Source organism: Mesorhizobium sp. IMUNJ 23232, assembly GCF_044326205.1.
Lineage (GTDB): Bacteria > Pseudomonadota > Alphaproteobacteria > Rhizobiales > Rhizobiaceae > Kumtagia.
Genome location: NZ_JBIRCY010000013.1, coordinates 18,813 through 39,383 on the forward strand (window position 1 = coordinate 18,813; position 20,571 = coordinate 39,383).

17 protein-coding genes are annotated in these 20,571 nt (G+C 62.7%); 12 read left to right on the forward strand and 5 right to left on the reverse strand.

What is annotated here, in order from left to right:
• Positions 1-12: 12 nt before the first annotated feature.
• Complete coding sequence (locus ACH196_RS11915) at positions 13-684, reverse strand: class I SAM-dependent methyltransferase (protein WP_396647113.1); 672 nt, start codon at positions 682-684, stop codon at positions 13-15.
• Positions 685-840: 156 nt separating this feature from the next.
• Here ACH196_RS11915 and ACH196_RS11920 point away from each other — a divergent pair, with 156 nt between their 5' ends.
• The 3 genes from ACH196_RS11920 to ACH196_RS11930 are packed head-to-tail and all read left to right on the forward strand — an operon-like array spanning position 841 to position 5,110.
• On the forward strand, positions 841-3,555 hold the full coding sequence (locus ACH196_RS11920; protein WP_396647114.1) for an ABC transporter transmembrane domain-containing protein: 2,715 nt from the start codon (positions 841-843) through the stop codon (positions 3,553-3,555).
• 39 nt (positions 3,556-3,594) lie between these two features.
• The gene (locus ACH196_RS11925; RefSeq protein WP_396647115.1) at positions 3,595-4,059 is read left to right on the forward strand and encodes a cyclic nucleotide-binding domain-containing protein; all 465 of its coding nucleotides are present in this window, start codon (positions 3,595-3,597) and stop codon (positions 4,057-4,059) included.
• A gap of 25 nt (positions 4,060-4,084) precedes the next feature.
• Positions 4,085-5,110, forward strand: a complete 1,026-nt coding sequence (locus ACH196_RS11930) for an MBL fold metallo-hydrolase (RefSeq protein WP_396647116.1) — start codon at positions 4,085-4,087, stop codon at positions 5,108-5,110.
• Between the two features lie 79 nt (positions 5,111-5,189).
• On the opposite strand, the gene ACH196_RS11935 is transcribed toward ACH196_RS11930, so the two are convergent.
• Both ACH196_RS11935 and ACH196_RS11940 read right to left on the reverse strand, forming a co-directional pair.
• Positions 5,190-5,933 carry a polysaccharide deacetylase family protein gene (locus tag ACH196_RS11935; RefSeq protein WP_396647117.1) on the reverse strand — a complete coding sequence of 248 codons (744 nt, stop codon included), beginning with the start codon at positions 5,931-5,933 and terminating at the stop codon, positions 5,190-5,192.
• Positions 5,930-7,006, reverse strand: coding sequence for a glycosyltransferase family 4 protein (locus ACH196_RS11940; RefSeq protein WP_396647118.1), 1,077 nt, complete (start codon positions 7,004-7,006; stop codon positions 5,930-5,932). The genes ACH196_RS11935 and ACH196_RS11940 overlap by 4 nt, the downstream gene beginning before the upstream one ends.
• 97 nt (positions 7,007-7,103) lie before the next feature.
• Between ACH196_RS11940 and ACH196_RS11945 the strand changes: the two genes are divergently transcribed.
• Genes ACH196_RS11945 through ACH196_RS11960 form a run of 4 tightly spaced genes read left to right on the forward strand, consistent with a single transcriptional unit; the run spans position 7,104 to position 11,433 of the window.
• On the forward strand, positions 7,104-8,267 hold the full coding sequence (locus tag ACH196_RS11945; protein WP_396647119.1) for a DUF3095 domain-containing protein: 1,164 nt from the start codon (positions 7,104-7,106) through the stop codon (positions 8,265-8,267).
• 51 nt (positions 8,268-8,318) lie between these two features.
• Positions 8,319-9,110, forward strand: coding sequence for an FkbM family methyltransferase (locus ACH196_RS11950; RefSeq protein ID WP_396647120.1), 792 nt, complete (start codon positions 8,319-8,321; stop codon positions 9,108-9,110).
• A 14-nt stretch (positions 9,111-9,124) separates the two neighbouring features.
• Entirely contained in the window at positions 9,125-10,471 is a 1,347-nt protein-coding gene (locus tag ACH196_RS11955; RefSeq protein ID WP_396647121.1) for an adenylate/guanylate cyclase domain-containing protein, read from the forward strand.
• A 17-nt stretch (positions 10,472-10,488) separates the two neighbouring features.
• Positions 10,489-11,433 (forward strand): polysaccharide lyase, encoded by a 945-nt coding sequence (locus tag ACH196_RS11960; RefSeq protein ID WP_396647122.1) that lies wholly within the window; start codon positions 10,489-10,491, stop codon positions 11,431-11,433.
• A gap of 64 nt (positions 11,434-11,497) precedes the next feature.
• Here the strand turns inward: ACH196_RS11960 and ACH196_RS11965 are convergent, their stop codons facing one another.
• Positions 11,498-12,178, reverse strand: a complete 681-nt coding sequence (locus ACH196_RS11965; RefSeq protein ID WP_396647123.1) for a DNA alkylation repair protein — start codon at positions 12,176-12,178, stop codon at positions 11,498-11,500.
• A 289-nt stretch (positions 12,179-12,467) separates the two neighbouring features.
• On the opposite strand from ACH196_RS11965, the gene ACH196_RS11970 reads away from it, so the two are divergent.
• From ACH196_RS11970 to ACH196_RS11990, 5 genes are all read left to right on the forward strand, one after another.
• Positions 12,468-12,929 carry a nuclear transport factor 2 family protein gene (locus ACH196_RS11970; protein WP_396647124.1) on the forward strand — a complete coding sequence of 154 codons (462 nt, stop codon included), beginning with the start codon at positions 12,468-12,470 and terminating at the stop codon, positions 12,927-12,929.
• 153 nt (positions 12,930-13,082) lie between these two features.
• A complete protein-coding gene (locus ACH196_RS11975; protein WP_396647125.1) occupies positions 13,083-14,987 on the forward strand; it encodes an ABC transporter ATP-binding protein in 1,905 nt (634 codons plus the stop codon).
• A complete protein-coding gene (locus ACH196_RS11980) occupies positions 14,987-16,885 on the forward strand; it encodes an ABC transporter substrate-binding protein (RefSeq protein ID WP_396647126.1) in 1,899 nt (632 codons plus the stop codon). The genes ACH196_RS11975 and ACH196_RS11980 overlap by 1 nt, the downstream gene beginning before the upstream one ends.
• 2 nt (positions 16,886-16,887) lie before the next feature.
• Entirely contained in the window at positions 16,888-17,886 is a 999-nt protein-coding gene (locus ACH196_RS11985; protein WP_396647127.1) for an ABC transporter permease, read from the forward strand.
• A complete protein-coding gene (locus ACH196_RS11990; protein WP_396647128.1) occupies positions 17,883-19,061 on the forward strand; it encodes an ABC transporter permease in 1,179 nt (392 codons plus the stop codon). Before ACH196_RS11985 ends, ACH196_RS11990 begins: the two co-directional genes overlap by 4 nt.
• Before the next feature lie 41 nt (positions 19,062-19,102).
• Here the strand turns inward: ACH196_RS11990 and tagH are convergent, their stop codons facing one another.
• On the reverse strand, positions 19,103-20,521 hold the full coding sequence (gene tagH, locus ACH196_RS11995) for a type VI secretion system-associated FHA domain protein TagH (protein WP_396647129.1): 1,419 nt from the start codon (positions 20,519-20,521) through the stop codon (positions 19,103-19,105).
• Positions 20,522-20,571: the final 50 nt, after the last annotated feature.

Sequence of the window (20,571 nt, forward strand, 5' to 3'; positions counted from 1 at the left end):
AAAATCTCTCCTCTACACCCGCCCGATCAGCATATACCGCGTATACTTCTTCATCGGCAGTTCGCCGGCGAAGTCGATATGCGACAGACCCGCCAGTTCGCCGAAAGCGTCGAGGCACCCCACACATGCAATGTGCGTCGGCTCGGCGAAATAGTTGTTGGACTGGAGCAGCACGCGCGTACCAGCCGGCATCAGAGACAGCCACGAGCGAATGTCCGGAATGTGCTCGCAACTCGTGTTGACGACGAGGTCGGGCCGGCGACCGGTATAATCGAGCTTGTACATGTCGGCGGTGACGGCGTGAAAACGCTTTTCATACGCATGGTTCAAGGTCTCGGCGATCTCGCCGACCGCCGGATCGATGTCGCTGTTCTCGATGCGGCCGATCTTGAAGCGCTGATCGTCGAGCAGCATGGCGGCGAGCACGCCGTACCAGCCCCCCACGATCCATACTTCGCCGAAGACTCCGCCCACCCTTTCAAAAAGCCGGTCGCGTGCCCACATCTTGCAGGCGACCTGCTTGTGGTTGAAGGCGTTGCCGATATCGGCTTCCGGGTGGCGCGAAATGACTCTCGACAGACCCTTGACGAGCGGACTGCCGCAATAGACGGCTATGCCGCGCGCAAGGTCAAAAGCGTGTTCATGCCAATCTTCATCGGCGTAGCGGGCCTGGGTAGCGTCCATGATGCGGCTGTTGTAGGCTGGTGTGGACGGGGAAGCAATCCAAAGACGTTTCAGACGGAATTCATGCATTTACACCAGTCACTGATGGCGGCCGGCAATCTCAACGCGCATCGTCCATTTGCCCGTTCATTCGGGCACGAGGCTCGCTGACCTTCCATGGAAAGAAGCCTCGCCCGCTACATCTGGACCCATACCTGGCGGCAGCAACTCTGGATCGTCTTCGTCGTCGCTCTGTCGATGATCCCCTATTTCATGTCGTTCGACCTGCCCAAGCAGATCGTCAACGGCCCGATCCAGGGCGAAGGTTTTGAGACGCCCGGCGCCACGCAGCCTTTCATGGCAATCGATATCGACGTGCCGCTTCTCGGCTCGTTCCACTTGTTCGACGGATTTCAGTTCAACCGCACCCAGACACTGGTAGGCCTGAGCCTCATCTTCCTGGGGCTGGTGATCGTCAACGGCATCTTCAAGCTCTACATCAATACCTACAAGGGCCGCCTTGGGGAGCGCATGCTGCGGCGCATCCGTTTCGAACTGGTCGATCGGGTGCTGCGTTTCCCGCCCGGCCATTTCAAGCGCGTCAAGGCGGCTGAAGTCGCGACCATGGTGAAGGACGAGGTGGAGCCGCTCGGCGGCTTCATCGGCGATGCCTTCGTCACCCCGGCGCAGCTCGGCGGCCAGGCGCTGACCGCGCTGATCTTCATCATTTTGCAAAGTTTTTGGCTGGGCATGATCGCGGCGGTGATCGTCGGCATCCAGCTCGTCATCATCCCGCAGATGCGCAAGCGGCTGATCCGCCTCGGCCGCGAGCGGCAGCTGACGGCGCGCGCGCTGTCCGGCCGCGTCGGTGAGATCGTCGACGGCATCGGCGCGATTCACATCAACGACACATCCAACTACGAACGCGCCGACATCGCCGACCGGCTCGGCCTGATCTTCAAGATCCGATACGACCTCTACCAGTGGAAATTCCTGGTCAAGTTCATCAACAATTTTCTGGCCCAGGTGACGCCGTTCCTGTTCTACCTGGTCGGCGGCTGGTTTGCGCTGCAGGGCCGGCTCGACATCGGCCAGTTGGTCGCCGTCATCAACGCCTACAAGGACCTTCCCGGCCCTCTGAAGGAACTGATCGATTGGGACCAGAACCGCCAGGACGTGCAGGTCAAATACGCGCAGGTGGTGGAGCAATTCACCGTCGAAACCATTCTGGATCCGAAACTGCAGACGCTGACCATCGAGCCAATTGCCCCGCTCGGCGATGGGCTGAGCACTGTCAACCTGTCGCTGACCGACGATGGCGGCGCCAGGCTGTTGGATCGTGTCACTGTGCAGATCAATCCCGGCGAAAAAGTCGCAGTGGTCGGCACAGCGGCGAGCGGCGCTGAGGCGCTCGCGGAAGCCTTCAGCCGGCTGATCTGGCCGGAATCCGGGCGTATCACCGCCGGCAGCAGCGACCTGCTCGAAGTGCCGGAGTCGATCACCGGACGGCGCATCGCCTATGCGTCTTCGGAATCCTATCTGTTCCAGGGCTCGCTGCGCGACAATCTGCTCTATGGCCTGAAGCACGCGCCGCTAACCGAGATCACCTATGAGGGCGCCAAGGCGGTGCAACGCCGCTGGGCCATCGCCGAAGCGCTCAACGCCGGCAATCCGCACTATGACGTCAACGCCGACTGGATCGACTATGCATCGGCCGGCGCGACCGGCCCGGCCGATCTCTATCACGCCATCCGTCCGGTGCTCGACGCAGTCGTGCTGTCGCAGGACATTCTCGACCTCGGCTTGCGCTCGCGCATCGATCCGGGCCTGCACCCGGAGATCACCAGCCGCATCGTCGAGGTGCGCGAAGCGCTGCGCAAGCGTCTCGAGGAAGAGGGCCTGAGCGATCTGGTCGCCTCGTTCGAGCCGGGCGAATACAACACCCAGGCGACGATCGGCGAAAATCTCCTGTTCGGCACTGCGACGGGATCGGAACTGACCGGCAAGGAACTGGCTGGCAACGCCTATTTCCGCTCCGTGCTGCAGCAGGATGGGTTGGCCGAGACGCTCTACCAGATGGGCCTGCAGATCGCCGACCAGGCGATCGAACTGTTCGCCGACCTGCCGCCGGATCATCCGTTCTTCCAGCAACTCGCCTTCATGACGGCGGAAGACATTCCGGAATACACACAGTTGCTGCAGCGGCTACGCGGACGTCCGTTCGATGCCGCGTCCGACGACGACCGGGCGAAGATCATCAAGCTCTCCTTCGCCTATATCGAGCCCCGGCACCGTTTCGGACTGCTGACGCCGGAACTGATGGACAAGATCGTCGCGGCACGCCAGCGCTTCTACGACGGCCTGCCCAAGGAACTGGAAAGCGCCATCGAACGTTACGACCCGGAGAAATACACGACCGCGGCGACGCTGAGCGACAACATGCTGTTCGGCCGCATCGCCCACAACCAACCGGACGGGCCGGAGCGCATCCGTTCGCTGATCCGCGAACTGCTCGACACTCTCGGCCTGCATGACGAGGTGCTGGACATCGGGCTTGATTTCAATGTGGGCGTCGGCGGCCGGCGCCTGACCGGGGCGCAACGGCAAAAGCTCGATGTAGCCCGGGCATTGTTGAAACACCCGGACTTTCTTATCTTTAACAGACCGCTTGCCGCGCTCGACCAGCGGTCGCAGGATGTGGTCACAAAGAACGTGCTCGAAGAGGCGACAAGGGACGGACGGAATCCGGCAATCCTCTGGGTCCTGCCGAATCCACATCTCGCGAACCTTTTCGAGCGTGTAATCGTTTTCCACGCAGGCGAACTTGTGGAGGACGGAACGCACGAGACTCTATCGACTAAAAACGGTACTTTCACACGGCTGTTGGCATAACGGGGCAGGCTGTGCGATGATCTTTCGGGGTGAATGGTCATGCTGTTGAACGACGAGGTCGGAATGCTGCGGAAAGTTCCGCTGTTTTCCCGCGTTGCGCCGGCCAAGCTAAAGCTGCTAGCCTTCACCTCGGATCGGGTCTCCTACAAGGAGGGACAGACACTGTTCCACCAGGGTGATGAAGGCGATGCAGCCTATGTCGTGCTTTCCGGGAAAGCCGACATCATCGTCGATTCATCCAGCGGCCAGATCAAGGTCGCCGAGGTGGAGCCCAACGAGATCGTCGGAGAGATCGCCATCCTCTGCGACGTATCGCGAACCGCGACGGTTCGCGCGTCGATGCCGCTGGAAGCTCTCCGCATCCGCAAGGACCATTTCCTGCGGCTGCTCACCGAGTTTCCCGAGATGACGGTTGAAATCGTCAAGGTGCTGGCCGACCGCCTCAGCCATACCACGGCTGAACTGACGGCAGCACGCAGCAAGGCGAGGCAGGCAAATTCCTAGCGCCAGCATAAAACCCCGTCCGGACATGGACACCAGCCCCGCTGAATTCCGGCGTAAAGTCGGACTCGCGCCGGTAAAGCCGAGTGCTGGCCTGGAGGGGCCGTCCCTCCATGCACTGAAAACCAACACGGTTCCCGACATCACCGAGATCCTGCGCCGGAAGGCGGATGCCGAACTCGGCGAGGCGACCAAATCCGACGGCGCCTTCCGGGTGAGACTGTGGGGCACGCGGGGCAGCATCCCGGTTGCCGGCAACGAGTTCCACCGCCACGGCGGCAACACCGCCTGCGTCGAGATGCGCTGCGGCGATCACACGATGATCTTCGACGCCGGCAGCGGCATACGCCCGGCCGGCCTCTCGGTCGTGCAGTCCGGCGCCAAGGACGTGCATCTGTTCTTCACGCATTTTCACTACGACCACGTGCTCGGCCTGCCGTTCTTCTCGCCGCTGTGGGTCCCCTCGATCAACGTGAAGATCTGGTCGGGGCATCTGAACGGCATCATGTCGACGCACGAGATGTTGCACGAATTGATGCGCGCGCCGTGGTTCCCGGTGTCGATCAGCATCTGCCAGGCGACGCTGGAGACCGGCGACTTCAAATCCGGCGACGTACTGAACCCCTGGCCGGATGTCACGATCAGGACGGGTAGCCTCAACCATCCCGGCGGCTGCATCGGCTATCGCGTCGAGTATGGCGGCCGGGTGGTGGCGCTGATCAGCGACACGGAGCATGTCGAGGGCGAACTCGACCAGAACATCCTGGCTCTCATCGACAAGGCCGACCTCGTCATCTACGACGCCACATACACCGACCAGGAAATGGTGAAGAAGCGCGGCTTTGGCCATTCGACCTGGCAGGAAGGCATAAAGCTCTGCAAGGCGGCGGGCGCGAAAAAGCTGGCGCTGTTCCACCACGATCCCTTCCGCACAGACGTCGCGCTCGAAAAGATCGAGGCGGAAGCGAAGGCGGTATTCCCCGCAACATTTGCGGCGCGCGACGGCCAGCGGATCAGCTTCAAGGTGAAGCAGAAGGCCGCGAAGCGCGCGTGAACCGCAGATCCGGTCGCCGAGCTTCATACCATTGATGATTGCTTCGCCCGTTCGGGCCGCACAAATCCGCTTGGCAGGATCACGTCTCCAGCAGTTCGCGGACCGACAGCCAGCGGCAGGCAGGCACCGTCAGTTCGAACAAACGATTCAGGAAATCCCACGCCGCTTCGTCATGAACGAGGTGATGCGTCAGCAGGCCGATCGGCGGCGGACCGGGATCGGCCAGCGCCGCGTCAAGTTGCTCAACGATCTCGCCGACAAGGACGCCATGGTCGCTGCAGCCGCGCGTGCCGTGCCAGTCGATGATGTCCACTGTGCTGTTGACGATGCGGATCGGGGCCGGTTTCGGCTTACCGAACACCGACAGGCCGCGATAGCCGAGGCCGGTCAGTTGCGGGATGAGCGCGGCGTCGATGCGGTTCCAGGGCGGCACCAGCAGCGGCGCCGACCGCGCACCGAAAAGATGCTCGATCCGATGCAGCGCCTGCGCGAGTTCGCCGAGCACGATCCCGGCCGGGCGATGCAGGCCGAGTTCCTGCTTCTTGGCCTGCGGCGGGGCGTAGTTCTCATGCGACCAGCCGTGGACCAGCGCGGTGACGTGCGGCTTGTTCTCGACATGGCGCGCCAGGGCCTCCCCGGCATGTGCCGGAATGACGGCGAGGCCGAGCGGCAAGCCATGTCTTGCGGTGAGGGCGACAATCCGGTCGAGCGCCGGGGTTGGCTCGACCGCGTCGTCGTCGCGCAGCCAGAAGCTTGGCCGCCGTCCGGCATCGCGCCACCGGCCGAGCGCTTCATTCAACGGCCGCCAAGTTGCATCAATCATGGTTCGAACCTCGCCAGCAAGGATTTGAGCATCGCGGCAGCCTTTTCCAGCGAACGTTCCTCCAGCACGAAACGCCTGGCCACGGCGCCCATCGACCAGCGCAGGCCTGCTTCGGCAAGCAGGCGGCGGATTGCGCCGGCATAAGCATTCGAGTCCGGCGGCGTCAGCAGGCCGGTTTCGCCGTCGCGCACGACCTCCGGCACGCCGGCTATCGCCATTGCCGCGACTGGCAAACCTATCGCTTGCGCCTCAAGGTAAGCCAATCCGAACGCTTCGCCGAAACCCGGCCAGACATAGATGTCGCTTGCGGCGAGGATCGCCGGCACCTCTTCAGGCTTTTGTTCGCCGAACCACTCGATCCGTCCCGGCTCGAAGGCGGCAAACAGGGACCCCACCTCGTCACTACATGGCCCATCGCCGACGATGACGAGCGTCCACGGCAGGTCGGCGCAAATCGCCAGCGCGTCGGCCAGCATCCGGTAGCTCTCCAGCTTGTCGCCGGGGCGCATCATGGCGACCGTCACGAGACGCGGCGGCGTCGAACCCAATGCGACGGACGTGAAGAGCGACGTGTCGATGAAAGGCGGCAGCATGGCGAGCTGCTCCGCGCCGACCACGCCGAGCAATCCTTCGCGGTCGCGTTCAGTGAAGCAGATATTAAGCGCCGCTTGCTCCAGCCCGCGCCGGACGATCGCCTGTGCCTCCGCCCACGGTCCAGCATCGCGGCTGCGCGTATAGGACGCCTCCGCCGTGACGTAAGGGATGCTGAACGCTTCGGCCAGCGGAGGACCGAGATAGTCCGGCGCTTTGTAGTATGTGTGGTAGCAGAAGAAGAGGTCGGGCCCGTCACCGGCCCGCCACTCGGCGGCAATCCGCGCGGCCTCGGCCTCGCCTTCCGCACGCCTCGCAGAAAAATCCTCGAGCGATGCCGCATAGCCGCGAAACCTCGAAGCAAGAAAAACCGTATGTCCTGCAAGGCGCATCGCCTGCATCAGCAGCCGCGCCATAAGCCGGTCGCCCGAGGGCACCGGGTGATCCGGCGGCTTCAATGGTGCATGGAAGGCGATGCGCATGCCGCATGCCTATGCCGGGGCGTACAGCCAAGTCAATTTGGCCAGGACGGACACGCGGTTCGACCCCATATAAAAGGAAATATGCTAGGAAACGCCGATGGACAGCAGTCTCAGTTTCAACGACCCGTTCTTCGCCAGCATTCCGGCCTTCTCCAAGTTCGAAGGCGTGGTGGACGCGGAGAACTACCGTCCGCTTCCCGACGACTGGGCTCTGGCAACCACGGATATCGTCGGCTCGACCAAAGCCATCCAGGCCGGCCGCTACAAATCGGTGAACATGGCCGGCGCCAGCGCCATCTCGGCACTGCTCAACGCGATCGGCCGCCACGACCTGCCCTTCGTGTTCGGCGGCGACGGAGCCGTGGTGGCGTTTCCGGACCACGCGATCGCCGCGGCGAAAACGGCACTGGCCGCGACCCAGGCATGGGTGGCCGACGAGCTCGACCTCACCTTGCGGGCCGCTCTTGTGCCGATGAAGGAAATCCGTCAACGCGGCCTCGACGTCCGCGTCGCCATGTTCCGCGCCAGCGAGAACGTCTCCTATGCCATGTTCCTTGGCGGCGGTACGAGCTGGGCAGAAGCGGAGATGAAGGCGGGCCGTTTTGCCGTTCCCGCGGCTCCGAGCGGCACGCGGCCGGACCTGACCGGGTTGTCCTGCCGCTGGAACCCGATCGAGGCGCGGCGCGGCGACATCGTCTCGATCATCGCCGTGCCGGCGGCCGGCGGCAGCATGCCCGAATTCCAGAGACTGGTCACCGACGTCGTCGCGATCGTCGGCGAGGAGGAAGACGCGGGGCACCCGGCAACGACGGACGCGCTGAGCTTCAGCTTTCCGCCGAAAGGGCTGGAAGCGGAAGCCAGGGCGATGGCGCCGAAGGGCAAGCGGCTCTGGCCGAAGCTCGTAATCCTCGGACAGATGGCGCTGATCAAGGTGCTTTATGCCACCGGGTGGGACCTCGGGCGGTTCAACGCCAGGCGCTATGTTCAAGAAGTGTCGGAAAACTCGGATTTCCGAAAATTCGACGACGGGCTCAAGATGACCGTCGACCTCGACGAGACGCGCTTCCGCCGGGTCGAGGAGCGGCTGAAGCGGGCCGAACAGGCTGGCGTCTGCCGCTACGGCCTGCATCGCCAGAACTCGGCGCTGATGACCTGCATCGTCGTGACACCGATGGAGCACGATCATATCCATTTCGTCGACGGCGCCGCGGGCGGCTACGCGATGGCGGCAGCAAGCCTCAAGGCAAAGGCGGCGGCATGAAAGCATCGGAGACTTCAAAAGCGCTTGGGCGGCCGGCGAGGCTAAACGTTCATGAATGATTGTCCTCGTGTCGCGGATTTGAAAACCGTCGGCATCACCTATGCCGGACACACCGTGCTTCTCGCCGACCTGCCCGAATACCGGAAATTCTACAAAAAGCTGTCGGCGGGGCTTTGGGAGCCTCGAACCCTCAAGGTCTTGTCGCGGTATCTCGACCGCGACACGGTGATGATCGATATCGGCGCCTGGATCGGGGTAACGACCTTCTTCGCCGCACAGATCGCCAAATCGGCGGTCGCCGTCGATCCGGACCCGAAATGCATAGCGATCCTCGAAAGCCTGGCGGCCGGCAATCCGGATGTCACAGTGCTCCAAGGGGCGCTGTCGGACCAGCCTTCGGTTGCCATCCATGCTGTCGACGGCTTCGGCAGTTCGGAGACCAGCGTGCTCGACATCGGCAACGGCGAGTGCGCGGCGTCTCCCGGCATCAGCCTCGACGAGATCATGCGCCATGCCTCCGGCTCACCAGCCTTCGTCAAGATCGATATCGAAGGCTATGAATATGCGATGGCCGACCAACTGGCCCGGCTGAAGGATTTTCCGGTTCGGGCCGTTCACATGGCAGTCCATCCGCAGCTTTACGAGAAAAGTCTCGGCGGCAACCGCTTGATGCGCCGGCTGCGGACGGCGCTTGCAACCTGGCGGATCGGCCGCAAGTTCGGCGAGTGTTTTTCCGGTCCTTGGCTGGTTAAATACCCGAACCTAGCCACCTATATAGTCTTCGGAATCGTCTTCCGCTCCACCCCACGGGGCGCTGATTTCCTTTTCGAACCGAAACGATAACCCGGAGAATCCGGATGACAAACGCTGTGTCCCCCGAAATTTCCACGATCCTGATGGACAAGGTCGCGGACTGGCTAACCCATTCGTCGCTGGCGGGCGACGATCTCGAAACGATGGTCCGCGGCTTCTGCGAGAGATTGGCGGCGGCGGGCATGCCGATCGCCCGCGTCCATCTGTCCTTCTCGATGCTGCATCCGCTTTACGACGCGCTCGGCTTCACCTGGGAGCGCGGCTCCGGTATGCGCGTCGAGGGTTTTCGGCAGAAACCCGGGCAGAGTTCCGACCGTTTCACGCGCAGCCCCTATTACCACCTGCTCACCAACAAGCTCGACCACCTACGCCGCCGCATCGACTATTCCGGCCCGTCCGAATTCCCGATCTTTGACGACCTGAAGGAACTCGGCATCACCGACTACATGGCTTTCCGTCACCTTTTCAACGCGGGCAAGGACCAGGGCATGATGGGCTCCTGGTCGACAGACGCCCCGTCGGGTTTCACTGAAGGCATGATCGCGGCGCTGCTGCGCGTCCAGAACCATTTGGCGGTGGCCGCCAAGATGGCGGTGCTCAACCGCCTCGCCGACAACATGCTGACCACCTATCTCGGCAACGACGCGGGAAAGCGTGTGCTCAGCGGCAACATCAGGCGCGGCCAGGGCGACACGATCCGCGCCGCGCTGGTGATGGCCGACATGCGTGGTTCGACCATGCTCGCCGAACAGGAAGGGCGCGAAGCCTATATCGACACGTTGAACCAGTTCTTCGACGCGATCGCCGCACCCTTCAACCGGCGCGGCGGCCAGATATTGAGTTTCCTCGGCGACGGCTTCATCGCGGTCTATCCTTGCGACAGGCACCGCGAACCGTCGGAGATCGCCTGCCGGGCAGCACTCGGGGCCGCCTTCAAGGCAACGGCGCGGATGAGCGTGCTCAACGAAAACCGCAAGCGCCAAGGCCTGTCCGAGATCGGCTACGGCATCGGGCTGCATGTCGGCAACGTCATGTTCGGCAATGTCGGCCTCAACGACCGGCTGACCTTCTCGGCTTTCGGCTCGGCGGTCAACGAGGTGCAGCGGCTGCAGACACTCACCAAGAAATATCCGCAGAACGTCATTGCCAGCCAGGACTTCGCAACCTATTGCGGCGGCGGCTGGATCACACTCGGCAGGGAGAAGCTACGCGGCGTCAAGGAGAAATTAACCATCCTGCATCCAGATGCCACCGACATCAGCGAGCAGGATGACGACGGCACGTTCGAAATCAGCTATGACGGCGTGTCGGATGCCGAGCAGTTGATGCTGCTGCTGCGCAACGACGGGGGCGCCGGCATGGATTCCGGCAATGGAAAGGCCGTGCAGTGAAAATTGGATCGATCCGGATGGCGACTTTCGCGGCGACGCTCTTGCTGGCAGCACCCGTCGCCGCCGAGCCCGGATCGGTCACCTTGCACGATAGTCTCGATGGGCCGGACTTCGCCGAAAGCGGCGGTCTCTACTATCGCGAGAACTACGAGCAGAGCGCCGGCAAGGTGGAATTCCAGAGCGAGATCAAGCGCAGCGGCGAAGGCGCGCTGAAACTCAGCATCAAGCCGCTGTGTGGGGCGGCCAGTGATGGCTGCAGCGAGCGCGCCGAGATCTGGGAGAAGACCGAACTGCGCGTGCCCTACAATGAGGGCGTCTGGTACGGCTTCGCGGTGAAATTCGCCGACCCGATCCCGCAGGACGACCATCGCTATCTGATCGCCCAATGGAAACGCGAGATCGACGCCGGCGCAGAAGGCGATTTCAGCCCGTTCCTGGCGATCCGCCTACGCAACGGAAAACTCTTCGCCACCGTCGAGACCAACTACATCAAGCCAATGGTGCAGCCGGCCTCGAACGGTTCTGCAGGAGCATGCGGGTCCGGATCGACACCGGTCTGGCTCAGGCCGGAGACCAACCAGATGCGGGCGCTGGTGGCGACCCAGGCGGGCTGGACGGCCCAGGACGGCGCCATCTATGCCGCTTGCACTGACGCCATCCAGGTGATCGATCACGGCAACAAATTGCCCACCGCCGACTCCGGCTGGATCGACTTCGCCATCTACACCAAACCCGGCCCGGACGGCTCCGGCCACATCGAAATTTTCGCCAACGGCAAGCCGGTCGTCACCGTGAAGGGTCATATCGGCCACGCCGACAAGGGGCTCGGCGAAAACCAGTATTTCAAGTTCGGCCCCTACCGCGCCGCACACACGACCGAGTGGACGCTCTATTACGACGATTTCCGCCGCTCGCCGAATTGCGCCGACGTGCTGGCCGATGGAAACTGCCCGGCGCTTTAAGCCCGCGAACGTCGCCTTCGGGAAATCGACCTATCGCCTGCCCGCGACCTCGCGGGAGGTATTTTCATCGAGCCGGCGCCTCCTTGCGCCGGCGAACCATCTCCGTGATCCAGAGCGAGGCGTAGGGTGGCGTGCAGCCAGGCGATGCCGGATAGTCGATGAGGACGGCAAGCCGCTTGCCGATCCCGATCGCCCGCTTGCGATATTCCGGGTGATGAATGCCGATCTCCGCAAGGCAATGGTTCATCGCCCACTGTTTGTAGTCGGGCGCCTGTTTCATCTCCGTCTCGATTTGGTCGAGCAGCGCGCTGAGATCGAGGCCCCCGGCGTTCTTGACGATCCTGTCGGTGGTTAGGCTCCAGCCGGCGCGGCCGACGAGGTCATCACCGTCCTTCCAGCGCAGACGCAATTCCTCGGCGTGGCGGCCGGGTTTCACCACGTTCACGACAAACCAGTCGAGCAGCTTAGGAGAGCGGATGTCGCGGATCATCGCGTCGAGCTCGGCTGCGGAGCAGGCTTTCGGCTTGCACACCAGGGTCGAGAGAAGGCGCGCGGCGGTATTGCCTGTCGCCCATAGCTGAAGCGCGAGTTCGTGCCGCGTCCTCAGCCGCTTGGCGAGAGCGCGAAGATGGCTGAGGTTGACGCCATGATCGTCACCACGCCGTTCATTGGCTTCGCGCATTTTCGGATCTTCGAGTGCGGCGAGTTCGTTCAGGACGTCCTTGATTGTCGTGCTCGTTGACATGATGTCCCTTCGTCATGTTCCTTTCGTCTGGCCGACTTGGGAACTGCGGGCATCTCAAGCCTGCAACCCATCATAACCCAGGGGCGTGATAACAAAAACCGCTGAACGTCCCGCTCTTGACAGAAGAGGCGCATCGGCCCCGTATCGCTACGGTCGAGACATCGCGTCCCGGCGGTGGGGTCGACATGGAGGAAGTCGGCATCGGCTGCGCGCCGGCAATTGTGTAGCCCGACGCGAAATCGGCAGACAAGCGGAGCTTGCAGAAGAATAAATTCCAGGGAGGAGAAGCATGGCATTGACCACCCAGACGATGACGGACGAGCAGCGAAAATCCGTTGCGATCGAATATCTGAAAGCCTTCGACAATGGCGGCGTGACCTCGACCGGCGGGTCGATCCTCGACCTCTTCGCCGAGGATGCGCAGGTCTATTTCCCGAAATGGGGCCTGGCCAACGGCAGGGAGCAGATCGGTCAGATGTTCGGGGATGTCGGCGGCACGCTGAAGTCGATCGTCCACCACTATTCGCATTTCAACTGGATATTCTCGGGCGGCGACCTGCTCGTCTGCGAGGGCACCAGCCATGGCGAACACCAGGACGGAACGTGGCGCGCCGGACTGCCCGAATGGCAGGCCGGACGCTGGTGCGACGTGTTCGAGATCCGCGACTGGAAAATCCAGCGCTGCTTCATCTATCTCGACCCGGACTATGCGGGTAAGGACACCGCGCGTTATCCGTGGATCAAGGTTTGATTTTTCAAGAAGCTGTCACCATTCGTGCGGTAGTCGAGCGGCGAGGCACCACGCTTCACCCAAACTATCCACATGGCCTATGCAGTTCATTTACTGTCGGCTAGTGTCGCATCAGGGGACAACGTGACGGCAGTGGGGAGCGGTTGCGATAAGATGAATGGGACTGCCAAGAATTCGGGAAACGATCTTCTCAGGATCGAGAACCTGGGGATTTCGTTCGCCATTGTTGGCGGCCCCGTGCATGCCGTGCGCAACGCAAGTTTCCGCGTCCTGCCGGGCAAGGTGACGGCGCTGGTCGGCGAATCCGGCTCGGGCAAGTCGGTGATCAGCCAGGCAGTGATGGGCATCCTGCCGAACACGGCGCGGGTGCGCGGCTCGATCCTGTTCAACGATCCCAAGACCGGCAAATCCACCGACATCCTGCAGCTCGAACGCGACGGAAAGGAAATCCGTGAGTTGCGCGGCAGCCGCATCGGCAAGATTTTTCAGGAGCCGATGACCTCGCTGTCGCCGCTCCACACGATCGGCAACCAGATCGACGAAACGCTCCACATCCATTCCGACCTTGACTCGGCCGAGATCAAGGAGCGCACCATAGAGATGCTGGGCCTTGTCGGTTTCCCGAACCCGGCCCGTGCCTACACCATGTATCCGTTCGAGCTTTCGGGCGGATTGCGGCAGCGCGCCATGATCGCCATGGCCCTGCTCTGCCGCCCTGCCCTGCTGATCGCCGACGAGCCGACGACCGCGCTGGACGTGACGATCCAGGCGCAGATCCTGCACCTGCTGCGCGATCTGCAGGAACGCCTCGACATGGCGATGCTGCTGATCACCCACGACCTCGGCGTGGTTGCCAACGTCGCAGATGAAGTGGTGGTCATCTACCACGGCGAGATCATGGAAGCGGGCACGGTTCAGGACATCTTCCGCCGCCCGACCCACCCCTATCTCAAGGGGCTGATGGCGGCGGTGCCGCATTTCGACATGAAGCCCGGCGAACGGCTGAAGGCGCTGCGCGAGGTGCCGGTCAATGTCGAGAACCTGATCGGCGCCAAGAAGAAGCCTGCGCAGGAAGGCAAGCCGGAGGTCCTGCTGTCGGCGCGCGATCTCATCAAGTCCTACACGACCCGCAAGTCCGGCTGGTTCGGCAAGGGGGTCGAAAAACCCGTTCGCGCCGTCGATGGCGTAAGCTTCGACATCAAGCGCGGCGAATGCCTCGGCCTGGTCGGCGAGAGCGGCTGCGGCAAGACCACGGTCAGCAAGATCCTGATGCGGGCGGTCACGCCCGACTCCGGCTCGATCATGTTCAACAGCGCCGATGGCCCGCTCGACCTGCTCCAGGCCGAAGGCGAGGCGCTACGCACCATGCGCACCAAGATCCAGATGGTGTTCCAGGATCCGGTCTCATCGCTGTCGCCGCGCATGACGGTGCAGAACATTTTGAGCGAGCCGCTGGAAATCCACAATCGCGGCGACGCCGCATCCCGTTTGCAGAAGGTGACCGCGCTGCTGAAGGCGATCGGCCTCGACGAGAGGGCGCTCAACCGCTACCCGCATAGTTTCTCCGGCGGTCAGCGGCAGCGCATCGGCATCGCCCGTGCGTTGGCGCTGGGACCGGAGCTGCTGATTTGCGACGAGCCCGTCTCGGCGCTCGACGTTTCGGTGCAGGCGCAGATCCTCAACCTGTTGAAGGATCTGCAGAAGGAACTCGGACTCACCTACCTGTTCATCTCGCACAACCTCGCGGTGGTCGACTACATGGCCGACCGTATAGCCGTGATGTGCGCCGGCCGCATCGTCGAACTGGCGCCTTGCGAAGAGTTGATGGAGAATCCGATCCATCCCTACACCCGATCGCTGTTGGCGGCGGTGCCGTTTCCGGACCTCGACCGCCCGCTGGATTTCGAGACGCTGCATATCGCTGGCGCCACCGACCAGACCGCGTGGGGGCCACAGTTCCGATACGATGGGGGCGAGGGCGCGCTTTCGCCGACCGATCTCGGCGGCGGACATTTCGTGCTGGCGCGCGGCTCGGTCGATGCGAGGGAGCTCGTGTGATGCTGACACGCCGTACCGCCCTTGGGCTTTTCGCCACGGCACTCGTGCCTGGTACGCTACGCGCCGCCGGCATCGAGCCGGAAGCGTTGAAAGAACCGGTCGACGCCGGCACTCTGCCGAAGCTGGCCGACCGGCTGCCAAAGACGCCGCGCGTCATCAATGTCGTCGCGCTTGGTGGTCTGCCGGGACGCCATGGCGGCACGATCCGTACCATCATCAGCGGTCAACGCGACATCCGCCTGATGACGATCTACGGCTACACACGAATGATCGGTTACAATCTCAAGCTGGAGTTCGAGGCCGACATCCTCGAAAGCTACGAGATAACCGAAGAGCGCATCTTCACCTTCAAGCTGCGCGACGGCCACAAATGGTCGGACGGCACGCCGCTGTCGACGGAAGATTTCCGCTATTGCTGGGAAGACGTCATCAACAACGAAGACCTGACGCCGGGCGGCGTGCCGATCGCCATGCGCGTCGACGGCAAGGGGCCAACATTCGAGATCGTCGACCCCTTGACCATCCGCTATTCATGGAACGCACCTAATCCGGATTTCCTTCCGAACCTGGCGGCGCCGCAACCGCTCACCTTGGCACTCCCGGCCCACTATCTCAAGCAGTTCCACAAGAAATACCAGACCGAGGATGCGCTCAAGGATCTGATGAAGAAGAACAAGGCCAAGAAGTGGAGCGGCCTGCACATCAAGATGTCGCGTACCTACAGGCCGGAAAATCCGGAACTGCCGATGCTCGACCCATGGGTCAACACGACCCAGCCGCCTGCGGAGCAGTTCGTGTTCGAGCGCAATCCCTACTACCATCGCGTCGACGAGAACGGCCAGCAGCTTCCCTATATCGACAAGTTCGTCCTGAACATCAGCTCGTCGGCGATCGTGCCGGCCAAAACCGGCGCGGGCGAAAGCGACCTGCAGGCGACCGGCATCGACTTCGCCGACTACACATTCCTCAAGGACGCCGAGAGCCGCTACCCGGTCAAGGTCACCCTCTGGAAGAAGATCCAGGGTTCGCGTTTCGCGATCCTGCCGAACCTCAACTACGGAGACGAGGTGTGGCGCAAGATCCTGCGCGACGTTCGCTTCCGCAGGGCGCTGTCGGTAGCAATCAACCGGTATGAAATCAACATGGCCTGCTTTTTCGGGTTGGCCAAGGAGAGCTCAGATACGCTGCTTCCGGTAAGCGCCCTCTATAGGCCTGAATTTGCCCAGGCCTGGGCAGGCTTCGACCCGGACAAGGCGAACGCCTTGCTCGACGAGATGGGACTTGACCAGCGCGACGACGACGGAATCCGCATCCTGCCAGACGGTCGTTCGGCACAGCTTATCGTCGAGACGGCCGGCGAAAGCACGCTGGAGACCGACGTGCTCGAACTCATCACCGACCATTGGCTGAAGATCGGGCTTGCGGTGTTCATCCGCACCTCGCAGCGCGACATCTTCAGGAGTCGTGCGCTTGCTGGCCAGATCATGCTTTCGCTGTGGTCTGGCATAGACAATGGGGTGGCAACGGCCGACATGAGTCCCGACCAGTTGGCGCCAACAGCGGAAGACGAACTGCAATGGCCGCTTTGGGGCGTCTACTACGTGACCGGCGGCGAGCAGGGCACGGCTCCAGATATGCCGGAGGCCGCGGAACTTGTGCGGCTGCTCGGACAATGGAGAGCCTCCAGCACCACGAACGAGCGCGCGGCCATCTGGGATCAGATGCTGAAGATATACACTGACAATCTGTTTTCGATCGGCACGGTCAATCAGACGCTGCAGCCAATTCTGCGATCCGCCAGATTGCACAATTTGCCCGATGACGGCCTCTACGGCTTCGACCCGACCTCTTACCTCGGCATCTACAAGCCTGATACTTTTTGGCTCGAGGAAGCCTGATCGTGCTGAGATACATTTTCTGGCGCATCGCCATCATGATCCCGACACTGCTGATCATTTCAGCGCTGGTGTTCACCATCATCGAACTGCCGCCAGGCGATTATTTCGAGAGTTACGCCGCCGAACTGCGCGCGCAGGGCGAAGGCGTCGACATGGACAAGCTGAACGCGCTGCGCGCCGAATACGGCTTCGACCAGCCGCCTATCCTCCGTTACTTCTATTGGGTAGGCGGCATGCTGACCGGTGATTTCGGCTATTCGTTCGAATACGAGCTGCCGGTTTCGGACGTGGTCGGCGAACGGCTGTGGCTGACCGTACTGGTCTCCTTCACCACCATCATCTTCACCTGGCTGATCGCCTTCCCGATCGGCATGTACTCCGCGACCCACCAATATAGCTGGGGCGACTACGGGCTGACCTTCCTCGGGCTGCTCGGCATCGCCATACCGAACTTCATGCTGGCGCTCATCCTGATGTATTTCGCCAACATCTGGTTCGGCACCTCGATCGGCCATCTGATGGACCAGCAATATCTCGGCCAGCCGATGAGTTGGGCGAAGGCCAAGTCGATCCTCGAACATCTGTGGATCCCGGTGATCATCGTGGGCACAGCAGGCACAGCAGGCATGATCCGGCGGCTGCGCGCCAACCTGCTCGACGAGCTCCAGAAGCAATACGTCATGACGGCGCGCGCCAAGGGCCTGCATCCGTTCAAGACGCTGATCAAATATCCGCTGCGCATGTCGCTGAACTTCTTCATCTCCGACATTGGTTCCATTCTGCCGGCCATCATCTCGGGTGCCGAAATCACGGCGATCGTGCTCTCGCTGGAGACCACGGGCCCGATGCTGATCAAGGCATTGCAAAGCCAGGACATGTACCTTGCAGGCTCCTTCCTGATGTTCCTCGCCTTCCTCACGGTGATCGGCGTGCTCATCTCCGATCTCGCGCTCGCGCTGCTCGACCCGCGTATCAGGCTGCAGGGCGGGAGCACGAAATGACCACAACTTCATTGCCGGCGCCGGGCGCGCCTCTCGAGCATTTCGTTTCCACCGCGCCCTTCGACCCCTTCTCGGTCGAGGCGATGACGGAGGAACAGACCAAGGTCTATCAAGCCTCGCAGCTCCGGCTGATGTGGTGGAAGTTCAAGCGCCACAGGCTGGCGCTGTGGTCGGCGATCTTCCTCGCCGCCCTGTATTTCATGATCCTCATCTGCGAGTTTGTGGCGCCCTACAATCTGCACACCCGCAATGTCGACTTCATCTATGCACCGCCACAGCGCGTGCGCCTGTTCCATGAGGGAAGCTTCGTCGGGCCTTTCGTCTACGGACGCACGATGACGCTCGACATGGACACGCTGAAGCGCAACTACGCCGACAATCCCGCCGACGTACAGAAGCTGCGCTTCTTCTGCTCGGGCGATCCCTACAAGTTCTGGGGCGTCATTCCGGGCAGCTTCCATTTTGTCTGCCCGGCCGAAGGCGGACAATTCTTCGCGCTCGGCACCGACCGGCTGGGCCGAGACGTGCTCTCGCGTATCATCTATGGTGCGCGCATTTCGCTAACCATCGGCCTTCTGGGCGTCGCTTTCTCTTTCATGCTGGGCATCGTCATCGGAGGGCTCGCGGGCTATCACGGCGGCATCTTCGACTTGATCGTCCAGCGCATCATCGAGGTGCTGCAATCGCTGCCGAGCATCCCGCTGTGGATGGCGTTGGCGGCGATCATGCCGGTGACATGGAGTCCGATCGTCATCTATTTCGGCATCACGCTGATCCTCGGCCTGATCGACTGGACAGGACTGGCGCGCGCCGTACGCTCGAAACTCCTGTCGCTGCGTGAGGAAGACTATGTGCTTGCTGCGCAATTGATGGGAGCAAAACCCAGCCGCATCATTGGCCGGCATCTCGTACCCGGCTTCATGTCGCATCTGATCGCCTCGGCGACCATCGCCATTCCCGGCATGATCCTGGGCGAGACGGCCCTGTCCTTCCTGGGCCTGGGCCTAAGGCCACCGATCACCAGCTGGGGCATCCTGCTCACCGAGGCGCGCAGCGTCAGTGTCATCGCCTTCTATCCGTGGCTGCTGTTCCCGATGATCCCGGTGATCCTGGTCATCCTCGCCTTCAACTTCATGGGCGACGGACTGCGCGACGCGGCAGACCCGTATCGGTAGGCATCGCAGGGCAGCGACCTTCGCCGCCGACACAACCGAGGTCAGCCTTTCTTGCTGGCCTCGTCATAGGCCTCGGCGAAATACGCCAGGAACACGTCCAGCATGCCGTTCTCATGCGGGCCGGTCTTCTGCTCCCACCGCTCCTCGAACAGATCCCACGACCGGCTCTTCTTCGAAGAGAAGGCGGAACTCCCGACCTTTGCTGAAATCGCCTCTGGGGAAATATCGTCGAGCAGCCGCGACAGCGCCTTCTGCATGGCGGAATAGGTCGCGAGTTCGTGCTTCTTCAAGTCCGCGAAGCCGGCGTCGAGGCTGGCCTTGGCGCCGAGGAACCCCGGACGCCGGCGCGTGAACATGACGTCGATGATCTCCGGCGCGCTCGGGATGAATTTCAGCGGATTGTTGTCGGTGGCGCCGATCATGGTGCGGCTGGCGCTCTTGGTCATCGCCTTGGCGGCGGCGCGGGCGCGCAGCAATTGCGCCAGATGCTCGACCGCCACCCGCAGGAACTCGCCGACCTCGTAGCCGACCTCGCCCGGATCGCGCGTGGCGAAGGTTTCGGGCGCGACCCCCGCCCCCGCCGCCAGGCCCTGCAGAAACCGGGCAAGCGCCTGCTGGTCGCCGGTAGGTGCGGCGACGCGTGGCGGGAAAGGCTGGACGGCGAATGGCGTCGCCGGACTGACCGCAGCGGCCGGATTGACGGCGGGGGCCGGTGGACCGGAGGCAAAGGATTCGCCGGCGACCGGCACGGGCCTAGCACGCGGCGCCGACACATCGGCCGGCGGCGGAAAGGCTGGCGGCACATGGACGGGCGCCGGACCCGGCGCCGGCTGCGGCGGCCCGGCCCCGAAAGGCGATTGCGGATAAGCAGGAACAGGCGGCGCGCCGGGCGCCGCGAACGGATTGCCGCCGCGTGGCGACGGCTCCGGCGTCCTCGGTGGCACCATATCCGGGAACTCGAGGAACTGGTTGGAAAAATCCGCGGCGCGCCTGCGGCCCGGCGGCTCGGGCGTCAGCTCACGCCGGTCGATGGGCGGCTGTGCCGGCTCGCCTGTCCCCCAGATATCGTCCGAAGGCGTGGAGAACGCGCGTTGCGACGGATCGTCGGACGCGTCCTGTTCCGGCGCGAAGGAGGAACCGCCGGCATCCTCGAGCTCAACACTGACAATATAGTTGCCGATCGTCAGCCGGTCGCCGGTTTGCAGCCTGTACGGGCTCTTCATCCGCGCCGTCGAGCCGTTGAGGAACGTGCCGTTGCGCGACACGTCGTAGAGCCAGTAGCCGCCTTTCTCGAACCGCACCTCGCAATGCAGGCCGGAAATGTAGCGGCTGGGGTCCGGCAGCGTCCAGTCGAGATGCTGCTGGCGGCCGATCTCAAAACCGCGATTGCGCGCCTGGTACCGGATCGGGCCGCCATCGGGCAGGGAATCGACACTGTCGATCGTAAGCGTAATCGTCATCAGACCGCAGCAAATGCCTCAATTCCGCGCCATGCGCAACGCGGCAGAGA